Consider the following 15,247-nt stretch of genomic DNA (forward strand, 5'->3'; position numbering starts at 1 on the left):
GATGTTTTTAACCGTGGTTACATGGAGCAACGAGCATGTTGTCAAAGCGTATTATCCCCTGTCTGGACGTCAAAGATGGCGTCGTGGTCAAGGGAGTGCAATTTCGAAATCATGAAGTGATGGGCGGTATCGTCGAGCTCGCCCGCCGCTACGCAGAAGAAGGGGCCGACGAGCTGGTGTTCTATGACATCACAGCCTCCAGTGATGCCCGTGTGGTAGACAAGAGCTGGGTGAGCCGGGTGGCGGAAGTCATCGACATCCCCTTCTGCGTCGCCGGTGGCATCAAAAGCGTTGAGGATGCCCGCCAGATCCTGGAATTTGGCGCCGACAAGGTTTCCATCAACTCACCGGCTCTGGCGGATCCAAGCCTCATCACCCGTCTGGCGGAGCGCTTTGGCGTGCAGTGCGTGGTGGTGGGGATCGACTCCTACTTCGATGCCGACACTGGCCACTATCAGGTCAAGCAGTTCACCGGTGACGAGAGCCGCACCCGCACCACGGCCTGGCATACCCTGGACTGGGTGCAGGAGGCGCAAAAACGCGGCGCCGGTGAAATCGTGCTGAACGTGATGAACCAGGATGGCATGCGTCAGGGCTACGACCTCGATCAGCTCAAGCTGGTGCGGGCCGTCTGCAAGGTGCCGCTCATCGCCTCCGGCGGCGCCGGTGCCATGGAACACTTTCGCGATGCCTTTACCCTCGCAGACGTGGACGGGGCTCTGGCCGCCTCCGTATTCCACAAGGGCCTTATCCCCATTCCCGAATTGAAACGCTGGCTGAAAAATGAAGGAGTCGCCATCCGTGAGTAATCAAGCTGTAAACAATGAGCTACCGCTCGCCGAGCGCCTGAACTGGGCAAAGTGTGATGGCATGATCCCCGCCATCGTCCAGCATGCCGCCAGCGGCGAGGTGTTGATGCAGGGCTTTATGACACGCGAAGCGCTGGAAAAAACCCAAACCACAGGTCAGGTCACCTTCTTCAGCCGCAGCAAGCAGCGCCTCTGGACCAAGGGCGAAAGCTCGGGCCATGTGCTCAAGCTGGTCGCCATCAGCACCGACTGCGATCAGGACGCTCTGCTGATCGCCGCCAATCCGGTCGGCCCCACCTGCCATCTGGGCACGCCCTCCTGCTTCGACGGCCACCCTGTGCCGCCGCTCGGCTTCCTGGCAGAGCTTGAGCAGATCCTGGCATCGCGCAAGGGCGCAGACCCGGCCACCAGCTACACCGCCAGCCTGTACGGCAAGGGCACCAAGCGCATCGCCCAGAAGGTGGGTGAAGAAGGTGTTGAAGTGGCACTGGCCGCCATGGCCAAGGATCGGGAAGAGCTCATCAACGAATCCGCCGACCTGCTCTACCACCTCACAGTCCTGCTGCAAAACGAGGGGCTGGGATTGAAGGATGTGGTACAGCGGCTCCATGAGCGCCATAACAAGTGATCGTAAAACCGATTTGAAAAACGGGCCCTGATGGGCCCGTTTCTCCTTATGACATTCAGTCATGAGCTCCTGTACCAGAAGCCTGCATGGGTAGTTTTCTTATTTAACCTATACGAGTCCAGAAACTCATATTCACCGAGTCCATCTCCAGCAGGGTCAGATACTCCCCTGCGACCTCATCGTGCAGCCACTGCTGGCAATACGCCTCGGCCAACAACTGGCTGGGAGCCATCACTAGATCGGCATAAAAGCCATCAGCACCGCGCAGCAGGCAGTGAACGATGAGCTCGGACTGCTTGGCAAGAAACTCGGCCTCCACCCGCTGTGACAAAACGAGCAGATCCTGCTCAGTCACTCCCTCCTTGAGCCTGAAGGTGGCAAACTCCAGCCCCCCAACCCCTTGCATGCTGCCATTGATTATCATCTCGCACTCTCCATTGATATCCGTGTGTTTGGAGAAGCCAGCATAGAAGGGAGCCACTGACAACCTTGTGTCAGTAGCCGGCGCTATTTTTTAACCTCCAGAGGTGCCATCAAGCAGGGGATTTTCCGCCTGGCGTACGGCCAGGTAGTTCGCCAGCGTCACACCTGTAGGCACGGAACCCTCTTTGGAGCACGGTTCTAGGCTGCCGATTCGATCCACTCTAAAGTCCCGGTATGCCAAGCGCAGTGCGCACCAGGCCCCCAATGTCCAGCATCCACCCCAGTAAAAGAGCCCCAGAGGATAGATGCGGCGCCGGGTCTGTCGGGCCAAGGCATCATCGTAGTCGATCTCCAGCCAGTGACCCGCAGTGATGGCGTCGTGCAGCTTGTCCCAACGGACGTACTCAGGACGCGCAGTCCGGTAGTCGGGCACTCGCACCACGGGAGTTTGCCCGCGGCCAGGCCCCCTTTCTGGCAAGGCGGCTTCTATCTTGGCGAGCAGTGCCCGGGCCGGATCCGCCATCCCCTTGCCGGTCAGCACAGCCACCAGGTTCACTCCTGTGATCAGCGCTTCCAGTTCGGCGTCGCTCAACTGCAGGGGAGCCAGCTCAAAGCCCTCGCTTAGCCGATAGCCCAGTCCCGCCTCCCCATAGACGGGGATACCCGCCAGGGAGAGGTCGTCCATGTAGCGATAGATGGTGCGCTCCGATACGCAGAGACGCTCAGCCAGCTCGCGAGCGGTCAGGGGCTGATGAGCCCGCAACAGATTGGTCAATTGAAACAGTCGATCCGATTTTCTCACGGGCAACCTCTTGCTTGCCGAACTTGGCTGGCATGGTAATCCGGGAGGAGACACCTTGACACGCCTTTGTAGTTCGAGCGCCTCTCATGGGCCCTCAATACGATGACAAGCTAAGGCCGCAAGCATTGCCGGCCATCGCCGTGTCGGCACGCAAAACGGGCCCATCAGGGCCCGCTGCATTTCTTAAATGGCGCTGTATCCCCATTACCCCAGCTGCTGGCGCAGCATGTATTTTTGTACCTTGCCGGTGGAGGTCTTGGGCAGAGGGGTGAAGATGATCCGCTTGGGAGCCTTGAAGTGGGCCATCTGCTCACGGCAAAACGCAATCAGCTCGGCCTGGCTCAGCTCCCTGCCCTCCTTGAGTTTCACGAAGGCACAAGGCACCTCCCCCCACTTCTCGTCCGGCATGGCGATCACCGCTACCTCGTCTACATCGGGATGGCGATAGAGCACGTCCTCCACCTCCAGGCTGGAGATGTTCTCCCCGCCCGAAATAATGATGTCTTTGGATCTGTCCTTGATCTCCACATAACCGTCCGGGTGCCACACCGCCAGATCGCCGCTGCGAAACCAGCCCTCCGCCATCGCCTCGGCGCTGGCATCCGGGTTCTTGAGATAACCCTTCATCACCACATTGCCGCGCAGCACTATCTCACCCAGGGTCTTGCCATCTTGGGGCACAGGCTCGCCGCTAACCGGGTTGATGACCCGCATCTCCCCCTGCAGCGGGGATGCCACCCCCTGGCGCGCCTTGAGGCAGGACAGCGCAGTGGCATCCTGCCCCTGCCAGCTTCGCTGCGGCTCGCACAGCACGCAGGGACCATAGGTTTCGGTGAGGCCATAGACGTGGGTCACGGCGATCCCCATGGCCTCCATGCCGGCGATCACGGTCGCGGGCGGCGCCGCCCCCGCCGTCATCACCTTGATGGGGTGATTGAGCCCGTATTTAAGCCCAGGGTCGGCGTTGTTGAGCATGTTGAGGACAATGGGCGCGGCGCAGAAGTGGCTCGCCTTGTGCTCGCGCAGGGCATCAAAGATGGCCCCCGCCTGCACATGGCGCAGGCAGACACTCACCCCGGCGGTGGCCGCCAGGGTCCAGGGGAAGCACCAGCCGTTGCAGTGAAACATTGGCAGGGTCCAGAGATAGACGGGGTGCTTGGGCAGCTCCCAGGAGAGCACATTGTTGATTGCATTGAGGTGGGCACCGCGGTGGTGATAGACAACCCCCTTGGGGTTGCCGGTGGTGCCGGAGGTGTAGTTGAGCGAGATAGCCTGCCACTCGTCATCCGGCAGCCAACCGAGCTCATCCCCGTTTCCCTGGGCAAGAAACCGTTCATAGTCGAGCGCGCTGATCAGCTCCCCCTCCCGATAGAGGGGATCGTCGATGGCGATGAGCAGCGGCTGCGTCTTGACAAGGGCCAGCGCCTTGCGCACCACGGCGCCGAACTCCCTGTCCACCAGCACCACTCTGCTCTGGGCATGCTGGAAGATGAAGGCCATGGACTCGGCATCGAGCCGGGTGTTGAGGGTGTTGAGCACGGCGCCGCTCATGGGCACCCCGAAGTGGGCTTCGAACATCGCCGGGGTATTGGGGGCGACGATGGAGACGGTATCTCCCTCGCCTATGCCATGCCGACGCAGGGCCGAGGCGAGCTGGCGGCAGCGCCGCTCGGTCTGGGCCCAGTTTTGACGCAAGGCCCCATGGATCAGCGCCGGATAGTCGGGATAGACCCGCGCCGCCCGGGCCAGGAAGCGGATGGGGGTCAGCGCCTCGAAATTGGCGGGGCTTTTATCAAGGCCGGCCTCGTAGATGTTCTGCTCTGTCATCGGGTTCCTTCCTCGCAGGTGGCACAAAGCGGCTGGATCGAATTGGGCGGGAGATCTCGTCGGCATCATGCACTGCACAGATCTCTTATGGGGCTGACAGCCTAGCAGCAGGGCCATGGCGGCAGGTATTAGCAAAACGTCTTAGGCGATGGCGCTGCCTGAGTTTTCACCCTGTCAGGCCGGTCATGATGCCGGGCATTGCCAGCCTTGAATAATATGTATCCATTATCAAGCCGGCATGGGCTGGCATGCATTATTTACATATTTATTTGCAGCCCATGGCATTGTTGCCAATTATATCCACCAAATGAATCGAGATAATTATTGAATGTAATAACCCCGTATGGGCATGGCATTGTAATTAACGACAATTCCATCAGCCAATATATTCTGTGAGCCAGCCCATAAAGCGAGCCGAGCTTCGTATTCATCCCGACACCAGCAGGTTATGGTTACATAGTGAAACAATCTACCGCATGCCCAATATCAGGCCAGACTTCTCGCCAACGAGCGCGCCATTACCAGTAGATCTGCGCACTTCTGCCCAATGACGAAGGAACCCTGTCGCCCCGATATTCCGCCGAGCCCGAACCTGCTTTATCAAGGAGCATTTTATGTGTGCCGAGCCGAATACCCAGCCACGCAGACAATTTCCCACTGCCTTTACCATTTTGTTTCTTATTATGTTGCTGGCCATTGCCCTGACCTGGATCATTCCGGCAGGGGCCTATTCCAAGCTCTCCTATAACCCGGCCAACAACACTCTGATGGTCAATAGCCCGCAGGGAGAAATAAGCCGGGTGCCCGCCACCCAGACCGAGCTTGAAAAACTCAATATCAATATCGGGGTGGAGCAGTTCACCAGCGGCACCATCCGCAAGCCCATCGCCATTCCCGGCACCTATGAGCGGCTGGCGCAGGCCCCCAAGGGACCCGCCGACGTGGCGGTCAGCATGGTCAAAGGCACCATAGAGGGGGCTGACATCATCGTCTTCATCCTGGTGCTCGGCGGGCTCATCGGCGTCATCAACAAGACGGGGGCCTTCAGCGCAGGCCTGGTGGCGCTGTCGCGCAAGACCCGCGGCAACGAATTCATGTTCGTGGCGCTGGTTTGCGTCGTCATGGCGCTGGGGGGCACCACCTGCGGGCTGGAGGAAGAGGCAGTCGCCTTCTACCCCATACTGGTGCCCATCTTTCTGGCGCTCGGCTATGACGCCATTGTCTGCGTGGGAGCCATCTTCCTCGCCGCCTCCATGGGCACCACTTTCTCCACCATCAACCCCTTCTCTGTGGTGATCGCCTCCAACGCCGCCGGCATTCCCTTCACCGAGGGGCTGATCTTTCGCGCCGTCGGCTGTCTGGTGGGCACCCTGGTGGTGATCGGTTATCTCTACTGGTACTGCAAGAAGATCAAGGCCAACCCGGCCTTCTCCTACACCTATGAGGACAGAGACAGCTTCCGCGCCCGTTTTCTCAAAGAGGGCGCACTGGATGAAGGCGTCCCCTTCACCCTGCACCGCAAGATCATTCTGACCCTGTTCATCCTCGCCTTTCCGCTCATGGTGTGGGGCGTCTCCATGGCCGGCTGGTGGTTCCCGCAGATGGCGGCCTCCTTCCTCGCCGTCGCCATCATCATCATGTTCATTTCGGGGTTGAAGGAGAAAGAGGCGGTCGAGGCCTTCACCCAGGGCGCCTCCGAACTGGTGGCGGTGTCGCTGATTATCGGGCTGGCGCGCGGAGTCAATCTGGTGCTGGATCAGGGGATGATCTCGGACACCATACTGGCTTACGCCTCCGATCTGGTCTCCGGCATGCACGGCGCCGTGTTTGCAGTGGCCCAGATGCTGGTGTTCACCCTGCTGGGGCTGGTGGTGCCCTCTTCCTCGGGGCTGGCCGTGCTCTCCATGCCCATCATGGCGCCGCTGGCGGATACAGTGATGATCCCCCGCTACATAGTGGTGTCGGCCTACAACTGGGGGCAATACGCCATGCTGTTCCTGGCCCCCACCGGGCTGGTGCTGGTCACACTGCAGATGCTCGGTATCCAGTTCAACCAGTGGGTCAAGTTCGTGCTGCCCATGGTGGGCTTCGTGCTGGGCTTTGGCGCCCTGATGCTGGTGGTGCAAGTGATGTTGATCTGAGGCGAACCTCACCAGAGAGCGCCCGGCCGACAGTGGCGGGCACTCTCTATGCGGCCAGGCTCCAGCGGCTTGGGGAAACGCCCTCTTACTCGTGCATCAATGGCGCACCCTGCCCTGTTGGCGGAAACAGTAGAGCTTGAGGCTGATGTCGACTATGTCGGCGGGCAGCTCCTGCGCTACTTCGGAGAGGGGTTGATAAAGGGATGCCAGCAGCAATTGAGCCTGCTGTTGGGTGATAATCCGGGCCTGTACGGCCGGCTGTATCCATCTTGGCAACATCGACATAAGTCCCCCTTGCCGATTGTCTCTTTCATTCGCTACGTGATGACGACAGTGTCACTTCATCACCGTCCTTTCGCTCTCTTGCCAAAAGACCAAGCATAATGCTTGCCGTGACCTCTTATCGGCAATAGGAGCGCTTTATCACAGCGATTTATCAAGCAGTTGCCGCGCAAGTCGGTGCACACGGATAAGCCGCTCAAGCCCGCGTCAGGGGACAGGCGCGGCAGTGGTTTGACGCAAAATGGATAAAAAGAGCCCATATGAATCGCAAAATGCAACGTCGCCACCCGATCCAGAGCGACATGCCCACGTCCCAGCCAGACCTCCACGGCCTTTGTCGCCAAAGCCCGACACCTTTTTGACGAGGGACTTTTCGGTGCAGTCAGAGGCTGTCGTGCCTGAGCGGTGCACGCCTTGTTCATCCCCCGGGTTGTGCCAAAATCGCGGCAAGCAACAGCCGCATCAGGTGATGCATTTCAGGAGAACGCAAAATGAACAAATCCATGTTGGCAGGTGTCGGGATCGGTGTGGCCTCTGCGCTGGCATTGTCGGCCGCAGCCAGCGGATCCCTGTTTTCATCCAAGCCCCAATTTGCCGAGGTACTGGCCAGCAAGCCGGTGACCGAGACCATCAAGACACCCCGTCAGGAGTGCCACAACGTCACTGTGACCCACCGCAAACCCGTGCAGGATGAGAACAAGATCCTGGGTACAGTGGTTGGCGCCGCGCTCGGAGGCGTGCTTGGCAACCAGTTTGGCGGTGGCAGTGGCAAGAAGGTAGCCACAGCCGCGGGGGCCGTGGCCGGTGGTTACGCAGGCAATCAGGTGCAGGGCAATATGCAGGCGGGTGATACCTACATCACCACGCAGCAGCGCTGCAAGACGGTGCAGGAGAGCAGCACCCGTACCCTGGGTTATGATGTCACCTACCGCCTCGCCGGTCAGGAAGGCGTCATTCGCATGGATAAGGCCCCCGGCGCCACCATACCGCTCAAGGATGGCAAGCTGGTGATCGACAGCACTCAAGGCTGATCCTTACCCGTCAGGCTCCTGCGCCAAACGAAGGCCCATCATAGCGATGGGCCTTTTTGTTGCGCGCCAGCCGCCTCATCTGGCCTGGCTAACCACCCTGTCCAACCCCATCATGCTCAGTAAAAAGGGGCCCGCAGGCCCCTTGTATCACGCATGTCCATGATGACTATCAACGGCGACCAAACGGCCACCAGGACTTGTCGTTGTCCTTGATATCGACCAAGGTCTCCTGCACTGCGCCCGGTTTGCCCCCCTGCACCTGCCGCAGACTCACCTTGAACTGCTCTGTGGGCTCGACAAACCAGTCATCCAGGATCAGCACCTTGATGGACTTGCTGCCCCCCTCACCGGCGGCCCAGCTCACCGACTGACTGAACCAGGGCAGGAAATCCAGCCCCCAGCGCGCCGTGATCCCCTCAAGGCCCAACTGGGCACGGGCCGGCTTGCTCAGATCGCCGCTGCGCACCACTGGGATCTCGGCAAGCCACTGCCCCTCGTTCACCGTCATGCTGGCGCGAGCCAGCGCAATGGTGGACGGCGCCAGCTTGTCCTTGATGGTCACCAGGGTCTGGCGCTGCTCACCCAGCGCAGCGCCGCTCGCATCGAACAGCTCCAGGGTGAAGGTCTCATCCCCCTCGCGCAGGGTGTCGCTCTTCACCGGAATAGTGATGGTCTGGCTGTCGCTCTGGCCGGCCGCCCAGTTCAGGGTGCCGGTCAGTGGCGCCACATCATTGGCATCGGCGCTGCCAAAGGCGATGCGGTAGTTCACGCTGGCCTCGCCATGGCTGCCATCGCGGCGACTGACGGTGAGGCTCAGGGCGCTTCCCTCCTCCACGCTGGCGGCCGCGCTGTCCAGACTGATCACTCCGGCAGGCGGCAGCGGATACTGGATAGCCACCAGCACGGGATCGTGATCCGAGGCGCTGAAGGGGCCGTCCGATTTGGCCAGCTGACCCGTGTACTTGCTGCCGTACTCAAAGAAGTTGCTCTCGGCAGAGTTGATATGCCAATCCTCGATACCGATCACCTTGGCTGCCAGGCTGGAGTTGGCCAGGGCGTGATCCAGATTGCCAAGCTCACCTTCATAGCTGTAGGAGTAGGTGTCGGTGCCATGGAAGCGGGTATTGAGGTTCACAAAACCATACCCCTTGCCAAGGGCGCTGCCGCTCTCCTCGAAAGGCTGGCCCGCCAGCGTGGTGAAGGAGGCGCTCATGATCTGGCGCGGCTGCGCGGCCGGATCATAGCTGGTCAGCACCCGGATGGGGTCCTCCATGCCATAGGCGTTCAGGTCGCCGATGATCAGCAGATCCCCACTCATGTCCTTGAGGCTCTCCCCCAACACCTTGGCGGCGGAGACCCGCAGCGCGTTGCAGTGGCCCTGACCATCCAGCGGATCGGCGCTGGCGTAGTCGGGGTAATCCTCAAAGCAGGCGGAACCTTTAGACTTGAGGTGGTTGACCACCAGCGTCAGGGGCGCATCCCCCTTGGGCAAGCTGAATTGCTGCAACAGGGATTCGCGCATGCCCTGATTGATGGCAACCGGCTTGCCGCTGGCGTCCACCGCCTCGGCCTGCTGCACCGGCAGCACTATGAGGCTGGCGGCACCTTGCGGCGTCACGCTGGCGGGCCGGTAGATGAGACCCACGGTAATGGCATCTGTGCCGATGGGCTGGCCATCGGGCGAGGCAATCCAGCGGTAGTGATCCGCTTCATCCGGCTGTGCGGCGTTGAGGGCCTCGACCAGATTGGCGATGGCGGAGTTGTCGCCGTAGCCGTTGTTCTCTATCTCCATCAGCCCCACCACATCGGCATTGAGGCGAGTGATGGCGCTGACGATCTTGGTGCGCTGCTTTTCGAACTCACCCACTGTCAGAGCGCCACGATTGGTCCCTGTGGGGTTGGCATCCCCGCCCACCACTGTGGTGAAAAAGTTGAGCACGTTGAAGCTGGCGACCCGCAGATCCCCCGCCTCGGCGAGTTCAGGGGTCTCTACCCTGTCCCAGCCGCTGTGGTCTATGTCACTGCTGTCGATGCGGTTGCTCGCCACCAGCCGGAACAGGTTGTAGGAGTAACCCAACGCCCCCTCCAGCCCGTTGAGTTTGTCGCCGATGCGCAGGTAGCCATCTTCGGCATTGAAGGCGGGATACCAGGGCAGCACCCCATCCGGCGCCTTGGCGTCCGTCTCCACCACCAGCTGGTTTTGCTGGTTGCGCAGGGCCCACTGGCTCGCCTCCTCGCTTTGGGCGGCAAACTTCTGGGTCGACTTGATGAGGGGAGCGCCATAAGAGAGCACCAGGTTGTTGCGCTTGCCGTCGTAATCGAAACTGAAGTTGCGGGTCACCACCAGGCTGGACTCGGGTACCAGCCGCACCTGCATCCCCTCATGGCGCTCCAGCAGCTGGTTCAGGGTCTCACCCGCCACCGGCACCAGATCCACCGCCGGCAGCAAGGCCACCATGGGCTGGGTCACCACCAGTTCATCGGCATTGATCTGGGTCTGGTTGAAGTACTCCTTCACCTTGCCCGAGACGCACACCTCGGCCCCCGGTACTATGGCGCTGTTGGCCTGGGTGCTGTAGACGAAGAGGCCGTCAGAGCTGGCCGGATCCCCGTCCCCTTGCGGGTCCTGGATGAAGAAGCCCTTGTAGAGGCCGCTGACCACCTGAGTGACCACACCACGGGTGGCATAGGCCTGCTCGGATTCAAACTTGCCGACCGGCACCAGCGGGCTGCTGCTGCCGGTGCCCTGAATGGCGGGCACGGGTATCAGCTGATCGACCGGGCAGACGAAGGCCGGGGGCAGAGTACCATCGCAGGGGCCATCGCCACTGCAACCCAGGCCGCTGGCATCATCCTTAGGGGCAGCCACGTATTCAAGCGCCGGATTGAAGGGGCCCGCCGCATCAGTCCGGCCCGTGGTGACGGTGGCCTTGCGGCGCAGGGTCATGTCCAGGGTCGAGACGCTGCCGGACACCCAGGCCGTGCCCGGATCCACCCCCACCTGGCCGAAGCTGTCCACTATCTCGCTGCCGCGATAGAGCACCAGGGCATCGTCACCGTTGAACACCAGGTTGCCGCTGGTCTGATTGGCCTTGGCCAGGATCTCGGCGTTGGCGGAAGGATTGGCCAGCACCAGGCTGGCGCCCGGGGCCAGGGTGCCTTGCAGCGCCAGGCTGTTGGTGGAGGCATCGGTGAGAGGTTTGCCGTTGGCATAGAGCGCCAGCCGGTATTCAGAGAGGTCGACGGGCGTCGCACCCAGATTGCTCAGCTCCACCGCCTTGTTGTTACTGGATCCTTCCAGATATTCGCTGATCAGCAGTTGTGCCTGTACCTGTCCTGACAGCGCCAGCCCGACCGCGAGCGCCACCAGAGAGTGTCTTCCTGACATAGCCAATGTTCCTTTTCTTATTAGCAGATATGTTATTGGCGCCTCGCGTTATGCGGGCCGCAGCACCTTATTGCACGTATAAAAACAACGGATATTGGCCCTTGGCCAAATATCGCGCCTACTCTGCCCGTTTGGCCGCACCACCGCCGCGAGCTGGCTAACAATTACAGAAAATTGTTGCGAACTGGTGACGGGAAATAATGGGAGAAAAAGGATAATCGGATCATCTGACTGCCATCGCGCAAGGTGTGGCATTTGCTGCCGTCAATATCTCGTTGCGGCGCAGAACATGGCGACACAAGCTGACATAAGAAGCAAAAACAGCAGCTTGAAGACAGGGTGCCATCACGGCTTTCATACCAGCGCACCGGGGATCACCCGGGAGCGAACAGGGAAATCTGGCAGGAAATAGCAACAACCATGACAAAAACACGGCTATGCAGAGGCTCATGACCGCATCTGATATATAGGCTGCTTGCCGAGGCAAAATATCGCTCTATTAATGATAAACAGATTTATCCCCCCCCTCCTCGACCCACACCTATGCCCTCCTCCTTTGATTGCAGAACGGAAGATCCACCATGCTGCGTCCTTATCAACACTCGCCAAAACGGGAAAAGGGCTGGTTCGAACCAGCTGAAAATGGCTGACAATATGATCTAACCAGAGAAGAAGAGAGCCTATTGAAACAGTATTTTATCCTGGCGGACACAGCCCTCATAAAAAGAGGACCGACCATGCAAAAGCTCATTGCTTTTTGAATTATGAATAGCAATAGTTCTCACTTCTTTTTGTGGTACTCACCCCCTCCGAGGTTATAAAAGATGTTTCGTCACCCCATGGCAAAGCTGCTTCTGCTTGGTCAGCTCACCCTGATGAGCTGGATGGTACAAGCAACCGCCCCCGTTGAAGTGGAAGATGTGATGGGCCGCAAGGTCTCCCTTAACTTGCCCGCCAGCCGCATCGTGCTCGGTTTCTATCCCGAGGATTACCTGGCCGTGGCCGGAGAAGGTGGTGCCGATCGCCTGGTGGGCATGTCCCGTGGCTGGTTCGTCAAGTCCCGCCCCGCCATCTGGTCCCTCTATGTCACCAGCCTGCCGCAACTGGCCCAGGTGCCCGACCTTGGCAACGTGCAGGATCAGAGCTTTTCCATCGAGAAGACCCTGGCCGTCAGGCCTGATGTGGTGATCCTGGCCCAGTGGCAATACGAGGCCCTGGCCCCGGATCTGCCGCGCCTCGAGCAGGCGGGCATCCCAGTGGTGGTGGTGGACTACAACGCCCAGACCCTTTCACGCCACATGGCGAGCACCCTGCTGCTTGGCAAGGTGACCGGTCAGGAGGCCCGCGCCCGCAAGATGGCCGATGAATACAAGGCCAAGATTGAGACCATCCGGTCGCGCATCGCTCAGACGAAACGCCAGCCGCCCCGTGTCTACATCGAGCTGGGTGACAAGGGACCGGCCGAGTACAGCTACACCTATGGCAAGGACATGTGGGGCGCCATGGCCCTGCTGGCCGGGGGTGACAACGTCGCCGCCCCCTTCGTCGAACGCTGGGGCCCCATCCACCCGGAACAACTGCTGACGAGCAAACCCGAGGTCATTCTGATGGCTGGCTATGAGAGCGTGAGCAGCGAGCAGGCCATGCAGGTCGGTCAGGATATTTCGGCCCAGACGGTGCGTGCCCGCCTGCAGGGGTTTGCCGCCCGCCCGGGCTGGCGCGATCTGCCTGCCGTACAACAGGGCCGTCTCTATGCCGTCTATCACGGCGCCACCCGCAGCATCATGGACGCCGCCCTCATCGAGTTCATGGCCAAGGCGTTCTACCCCGACTTGTTCGAAGATCTCGACCCCCTGGCCACCTATCAGGGCTTCTACCACGCCTATCTGCCCATTCGCCCGCAGGGCACTTTTATGCTGGGTATCAAGTAATGGCAGGTTGAACCTGACGGGCCGGACTTTCCCAACCCGAGTCAGGGAAGTCCCTCTTCGTCATCCCTCTTTAACCCTTGCGGGCGCTCCCTGAGAGCGCCCGCTTCAGGATTGTTATCATGAATGATTTGGCTGCCCTGCAGCAGACCCTCACCCGTCAGCGGCAACGAGAGCGCCGTCGCTGGCACTGGCTGGCGCTGCTCGCCCTGGTGCTGTGCATCACCCTGGTGCTCGACATCGCCACCGGTCCTTCCTTGCTGCCCCTTGGCGAGGTGGTCGATGCCCTGCTCTCTCCCGCCCAGGCGGACTCAATGACCCGCACCATCGTCTTTGATATGCGCCTGCCCATCGCCCTGATGGCCCTGGTGGTCGGCGCCTCGCTCGGGCTTGGCGGCGTCCAGATGCAGACCCTGCTGGACAACCCCCTGGCCAGCCCCTACACCCTAGGGCTCGCGGCAGCGGCCGGGCTTGGCGCCGCACTGGCGCTCTATACCGGCGGTCTCGGGCTCCCTCCCCTGATTGCCATTCCGGCCGGGGCCTTCATTCTGTGCATGTTTGCCGCCAGCCTCTTGTTTGGCCTCGCCATGATGCGCAACATCAGCAGCCAGACCCTGATCCTGGCGGGCATAGCCCTGCTGTTCCTGTTCCAGTCCCTGCTCTCCCTGCTGCAGTTTCTCTCCTCCCCCGAGCTCAACCAGCAGATCATGTTCTGGCTGTTTGGCAGCCTGATGCGCACCACCTGGGATGCCCTGATCATCACGGCCGCCGTCACCCTGATCTGCACCCTGCTCATCTATCGGGATGCCTGGGCCCTCACCAGCCTGCGCCTCGGGGAGGCCAGGGCACGGAGCCTGGGGGTCAACGTGGACAGGCTGCGCATAAAGACCCTGATCCTCGTCGCCCTGCTCACCGCCACCGCCACCAGCTTTGTCGGCGTCATCGGCTTCGTCGGCCTGGTGGCCCCCCACATAGCCCGCATGCTGGTGGGGGAAGATCAGCGCTTCCTGATCCCGCTATCGGCCCTGTGCGGCGCCTGCATGCTGTCGGCGGCCTCGGTGCTCTCCAAGTCCATCGTACCCGGCTCCCTCTTTCCCATCGGCATCGTCACCGCCCTGATTGGCGTGCCCTTCTTCATCTGGTTGATCCTCGGCAAGGGGCGTAAACGTGCTTGAAATATCCCGACTCTCCCTCTCCCTTGGGCAGCAAACCCTGCTGCGGGAGCTCGACCTCACCCTGTACCCGGGGCAGGTTCATGTGATCATCGGCCCGAACGGGACCGGCAAGACTTCCCTGATGCGCGCTCTCTTTGGGGAACTGACCCCAGCCGGCGGCGACATCCGCCTGGGGGGCCAGAGCGCCCGCCAGATGACACAGGCCAAATGGCGCCAGCAATTTGGCTATATGCCCCAGAACATCCAGCTGGAGCTGGACCTGAGCGTCATCGAAGTGGTGATGCTGGGGCGCCTCGACTGCCTCTCCATGCGACTGTCGGACGAGGACATACTGGCCGCCGGCCGCGCCTTGCAGGCTCTTGGCATCGCCCATCTGGCGGATCGCCCCCTCTACTCTTTGAGCGGCGGCCAGCGGCAGATGGTGCTGTTTGCCCAGGTGCTGCTGCGGGATCCCCGCATCATGATGCTGGACGAGCCGGTCAGCGCCCTCGACCTTCACCACCAGATGCAACTGATGGAGCACCTGTGCCAGCAGACCCGGGAGCAGCAGTGGATCACCCTGGTGGTGCTGCACGATCTCAACCTGGCGGCCCAGTTTGCCGATCAACTGATCGTGCTGGCAGATGGCGACTTGCAAGCCTTCGGCCCACCGGCCCGGGTGCTTGATGCGGCCTTGATTGAGCGGCTCTATCAGGTGCCGGTGCAGATAAGCCACGATCAGAGCGGCATCCCCTTCCTTCGTACCCTGCGCAAGTCATGACGAGACTTCCCATAACACCGCCTGCGGCACGCTTGCAACTGCCCGCAACCGGC

12 protein-coding genes are annotated in these 15,247 nt (G+C 60.9%); 7 read left to right on the forward strand and 5 right to left on the reverse strand.

Annotation, left to right across the window (positions count from 1 at the left end; all coding sequences use genetic code 11):
• The first annotated feature begins 35 nt into the window (after positions 1–35).
• Together hisF and hisIE are read left to right on the forward strand one after the other, a co-directional pair.
• Positions 36–809, forward strand: a complete 774-nt coding sequence (gene hisF / locus GWQ27_RS07760; protein ID WP_021139327.1) for an imidazole glycerol phosphate synthase subunit HisF — start codon at positions 36–38, stop codon at positions 807–809.
• A complete protein-coding gene (gene hisIE, locus GWQ27_RS07765; protein WP_169046151.1) occupies positions 802–1,437 on the forward strand; it encodes a bifunctional phosphoribosyl-AMP cyclohydrolase/phosphoribosyl-ATP diphosphatase HisIE in 636 nt (211 codons plus the stop codon). The genes hisF and hisIE overlap by 8 nt, the downstream gene beginning before the upstream one ends.
• A gap of 103 nt (positions 1,438–1,540) precedes the next feature.
• On the opposite strand, the gene GWQ27_RS07770 is transcribed toward hisIE, so the two are convergent.
• The 3 genes from GWQ27_RS07770 to GWQ27_RS07780 form a co-directional block, all read right to left on the reverse strand.
• Positions 1,541–1,861, reverse strand: a complete 321-nt coding sequence (locus GWQ27_RS07770) for a hypothetical protein (protein ID WP_169046152.1) — start codon at positions 1,859–1,861, stop codon at positions 1,541–1,543.
• A 90-nt stretch (positions 1,862–1,951) separates the two neighbouring features.
• On the reverse strand, positions 1,952–2,635 hold the full coding sequence (locus GWQ27_RS07775) for a YafY family protein (protein ID WP_181455229.1): 684 nt from the start codon (positions 2,633–2,635) through the stop codon (positions 1,952–1,954).
• A 231-nt stretch (positions 2,636–2,866) separates the two neighbouring features.
• Entirely contained in the window at positions 2,867–4,489 is a 1,623-nt protein-coding gene (locus GWQ27_RS07780; RefSeq protein WP_275907067.1) for an acyl-CoA synthetase, read from the reverse strand.
• A gap of 614 nt (positions 4,490–5,103) precedes the next feature.
• On the opposite strand from GWQ27_RS07780, the gene GWQ27_RS07785 reads away from it, so the two are divergent.
• Positions 5,104–6,630 carry a YfcC family protein gene (locus GWQ27_RS07785; RefSeq protein ID WP_275907068.1) on the forward strand — a complete coding sequence of 509 codons (1,527 nt, stop codon included), beginning with the start codon at positions 5,104–5,106 and terminating at the stop codon, positions 6,628–6,630.
• Between the two features lie 96 nt (positions 6,631–6,726).
• Here the strand turns inward: GWQ27_RS07785 and GWQ27_RS07790 are convergent, their stop codons facing one another.
• Positions 6,727–6,915: a hypothetical protein gene (locus GWQ27_RS07790; RefSeq protein WP_034523758.1), complete on the reverse strand. Its 189-nt coding sequence runs from the start codon at positions 6,913–6,915 to the stop codon at positions 6,727–6,729.
• A 488-nt stretch (positions 6,916–7,403) separates the two neighbouring features.
• Between GWQ27_RS07790 and GWQ27_RS07795 the strand changes: the two genes are divergently transcribed.
• On the forward strand, positions 7,404–7,943 hold the full coding sequence (locus GWQ27_RS07795) for a glycine zipper 2TM domain-containing protein (RefSeq protein WP_275907069.1): 540 nt from the start codon (positions 7,404–7,406) through the stop codon (positions 7,941–7,943).
• A gap of 169 nt (positions 7,944–8,112) precedes the next feature.
• Here the strand turns inward: GWQ27_RS07795 and GWQ27_RS07800 are convergent, their stop codons facing one another.
• Complete coding sequence (locus GWQ27_RS07800) at positions 8,113–11,331, reverse strand: ExeM/NucH family extracellular endonuclease (RefSeq protein WP_275907070.1); 3,219 nt, start codon at positions 11,329–11,331, stop codon at positions 8,113–8,115.
• A gap of 839 nt (positions 11,332–12,170) precedes the next feature.
• On the opposite strand from GWQ27_RS07800, the gene GWQ27_RS07805 reads away from it, so the two are divergent.
• The 3 genes from GWQ27_RS07805 (at position 12,171) to GWQ27_RS07815 (ending at position 15,194) form a co-directional block, all read left to right on the forward strand.
• Positions 12,171–13,262 (forward strand): ABC transporter substrate-binding protein, encoded by a 1,092-nt coding sequence (locus GWQ27_RS07805; protein ID WP_275907071.1) that lies wholly within the window; start codon positions 12,171–12,173, stop codon positions 13,260–13,262.
• Positions 13,263–13,381: 119 nt separating this feature from the next.
• Positions 13,382–14,434 (forward strand): iron ABC transporter permease, encoded by a 1,053-nt coding sequence (locus tag GWQ27_RS07810; protein ID WP_275907072.1) that lies wholly within the window; start codon positions 13,382–13,384, stop codon positions 14,432–14,434.
• On the forward strand, positions 14,427–15,194 hold the full coding sequence (locus GWQ27_RS07815) for an ABC transporter ATP-binding protein (RefSeq protein WP_275907073.1): 768 nt from the start codon (positions 14,427–14,429) through the stop codon (positions 15,192–15,194). The genes GWQ27_RS07810 and GWQ27_RS07815 overlap by 8 nt, the downstream gene beginning before the upstream one ends.
• The last annotated feature ends 53 nt before the right edge of the window (positions 15,195–15,247 follow it).

Source organism: Aeromonas sp. 5HA1, from assembly GCF_029237245.1.
GTDB lineage: Bacteria > Pseudomonadota > Gammaproteobacteria > Enterobacterales > Aeromonadaceae > Aeromonas > Aeromonas salmonicida.

Excerpts from the sequence above, each read along its gene's own strand:
- GWQ27_RS07800 (WP_275907070.1), bottom strand. The coding sequence starts at position 11,331 with ATGTCAGGAAGACACTCTCTGGTGGCGCTCGCGGTCGGGCTGGCGCTG.
- hisF (WP_021139327.1), top strand. The coding sequence starts at position 36 with ATGTTGTCAAAGCGTATTATCCCCTGTCTGGACGTCAAAGATGGCGTC.
- GWQ27_RS07770 (WP_169046152.1), bottom strand. The coding sequence starts at position 1,861 with ATGATAATCAATGGCAGCATGCAAGGGGTTGGGGGGCTGGAGTTTGCC.
- GWQ27_RS07785 (WP_275907068.1), top strand. The coding sequence starts at position 5,104 with ATGTGTGCCGAGCCGAATACCCAGCCACGCAGACAATTTCCCACTGCC.
- GWQ27_RS07805 (WP_275907071.1), top strand. The coding sequence starts at position 12,171 with ATGGCAAAGCTGCTTCTGCTTGGTCAGCTCACCCTGATGAGCTGGATG.
- GWQ27_RS07780 (WP_275907067.1), bottom strand. The coding sequence starts at position 4,489 with ATGACAGAGCAGAACATCTACGAGGCCGGCCTTGATAAAAGCCCCGCC.
- GWQ27_RS07790 (WP_034523758.1), bottom strand. The coding sequence starts at position 6,915 with ATGTCGATGTTGCCAAGATGGATACAGCCGGCCGTACAGGCCCGGATT.
- GWQ27_RS07795 (WP_275907069.1), top strand. The coding sequence starts at position 7,404 with ATGAACAAATCCATGTTGGCAGGTGTCGGGATCGGTGTGGCCTCTGCG.
- GWQ27_RS07810 (WP_275907072.1), top strand. The coding sequence starts at position 13,382 with ATGAATGATTTGGCTGCCCTGCAGCAGACCCTCACCCGTCAGCGGCAA.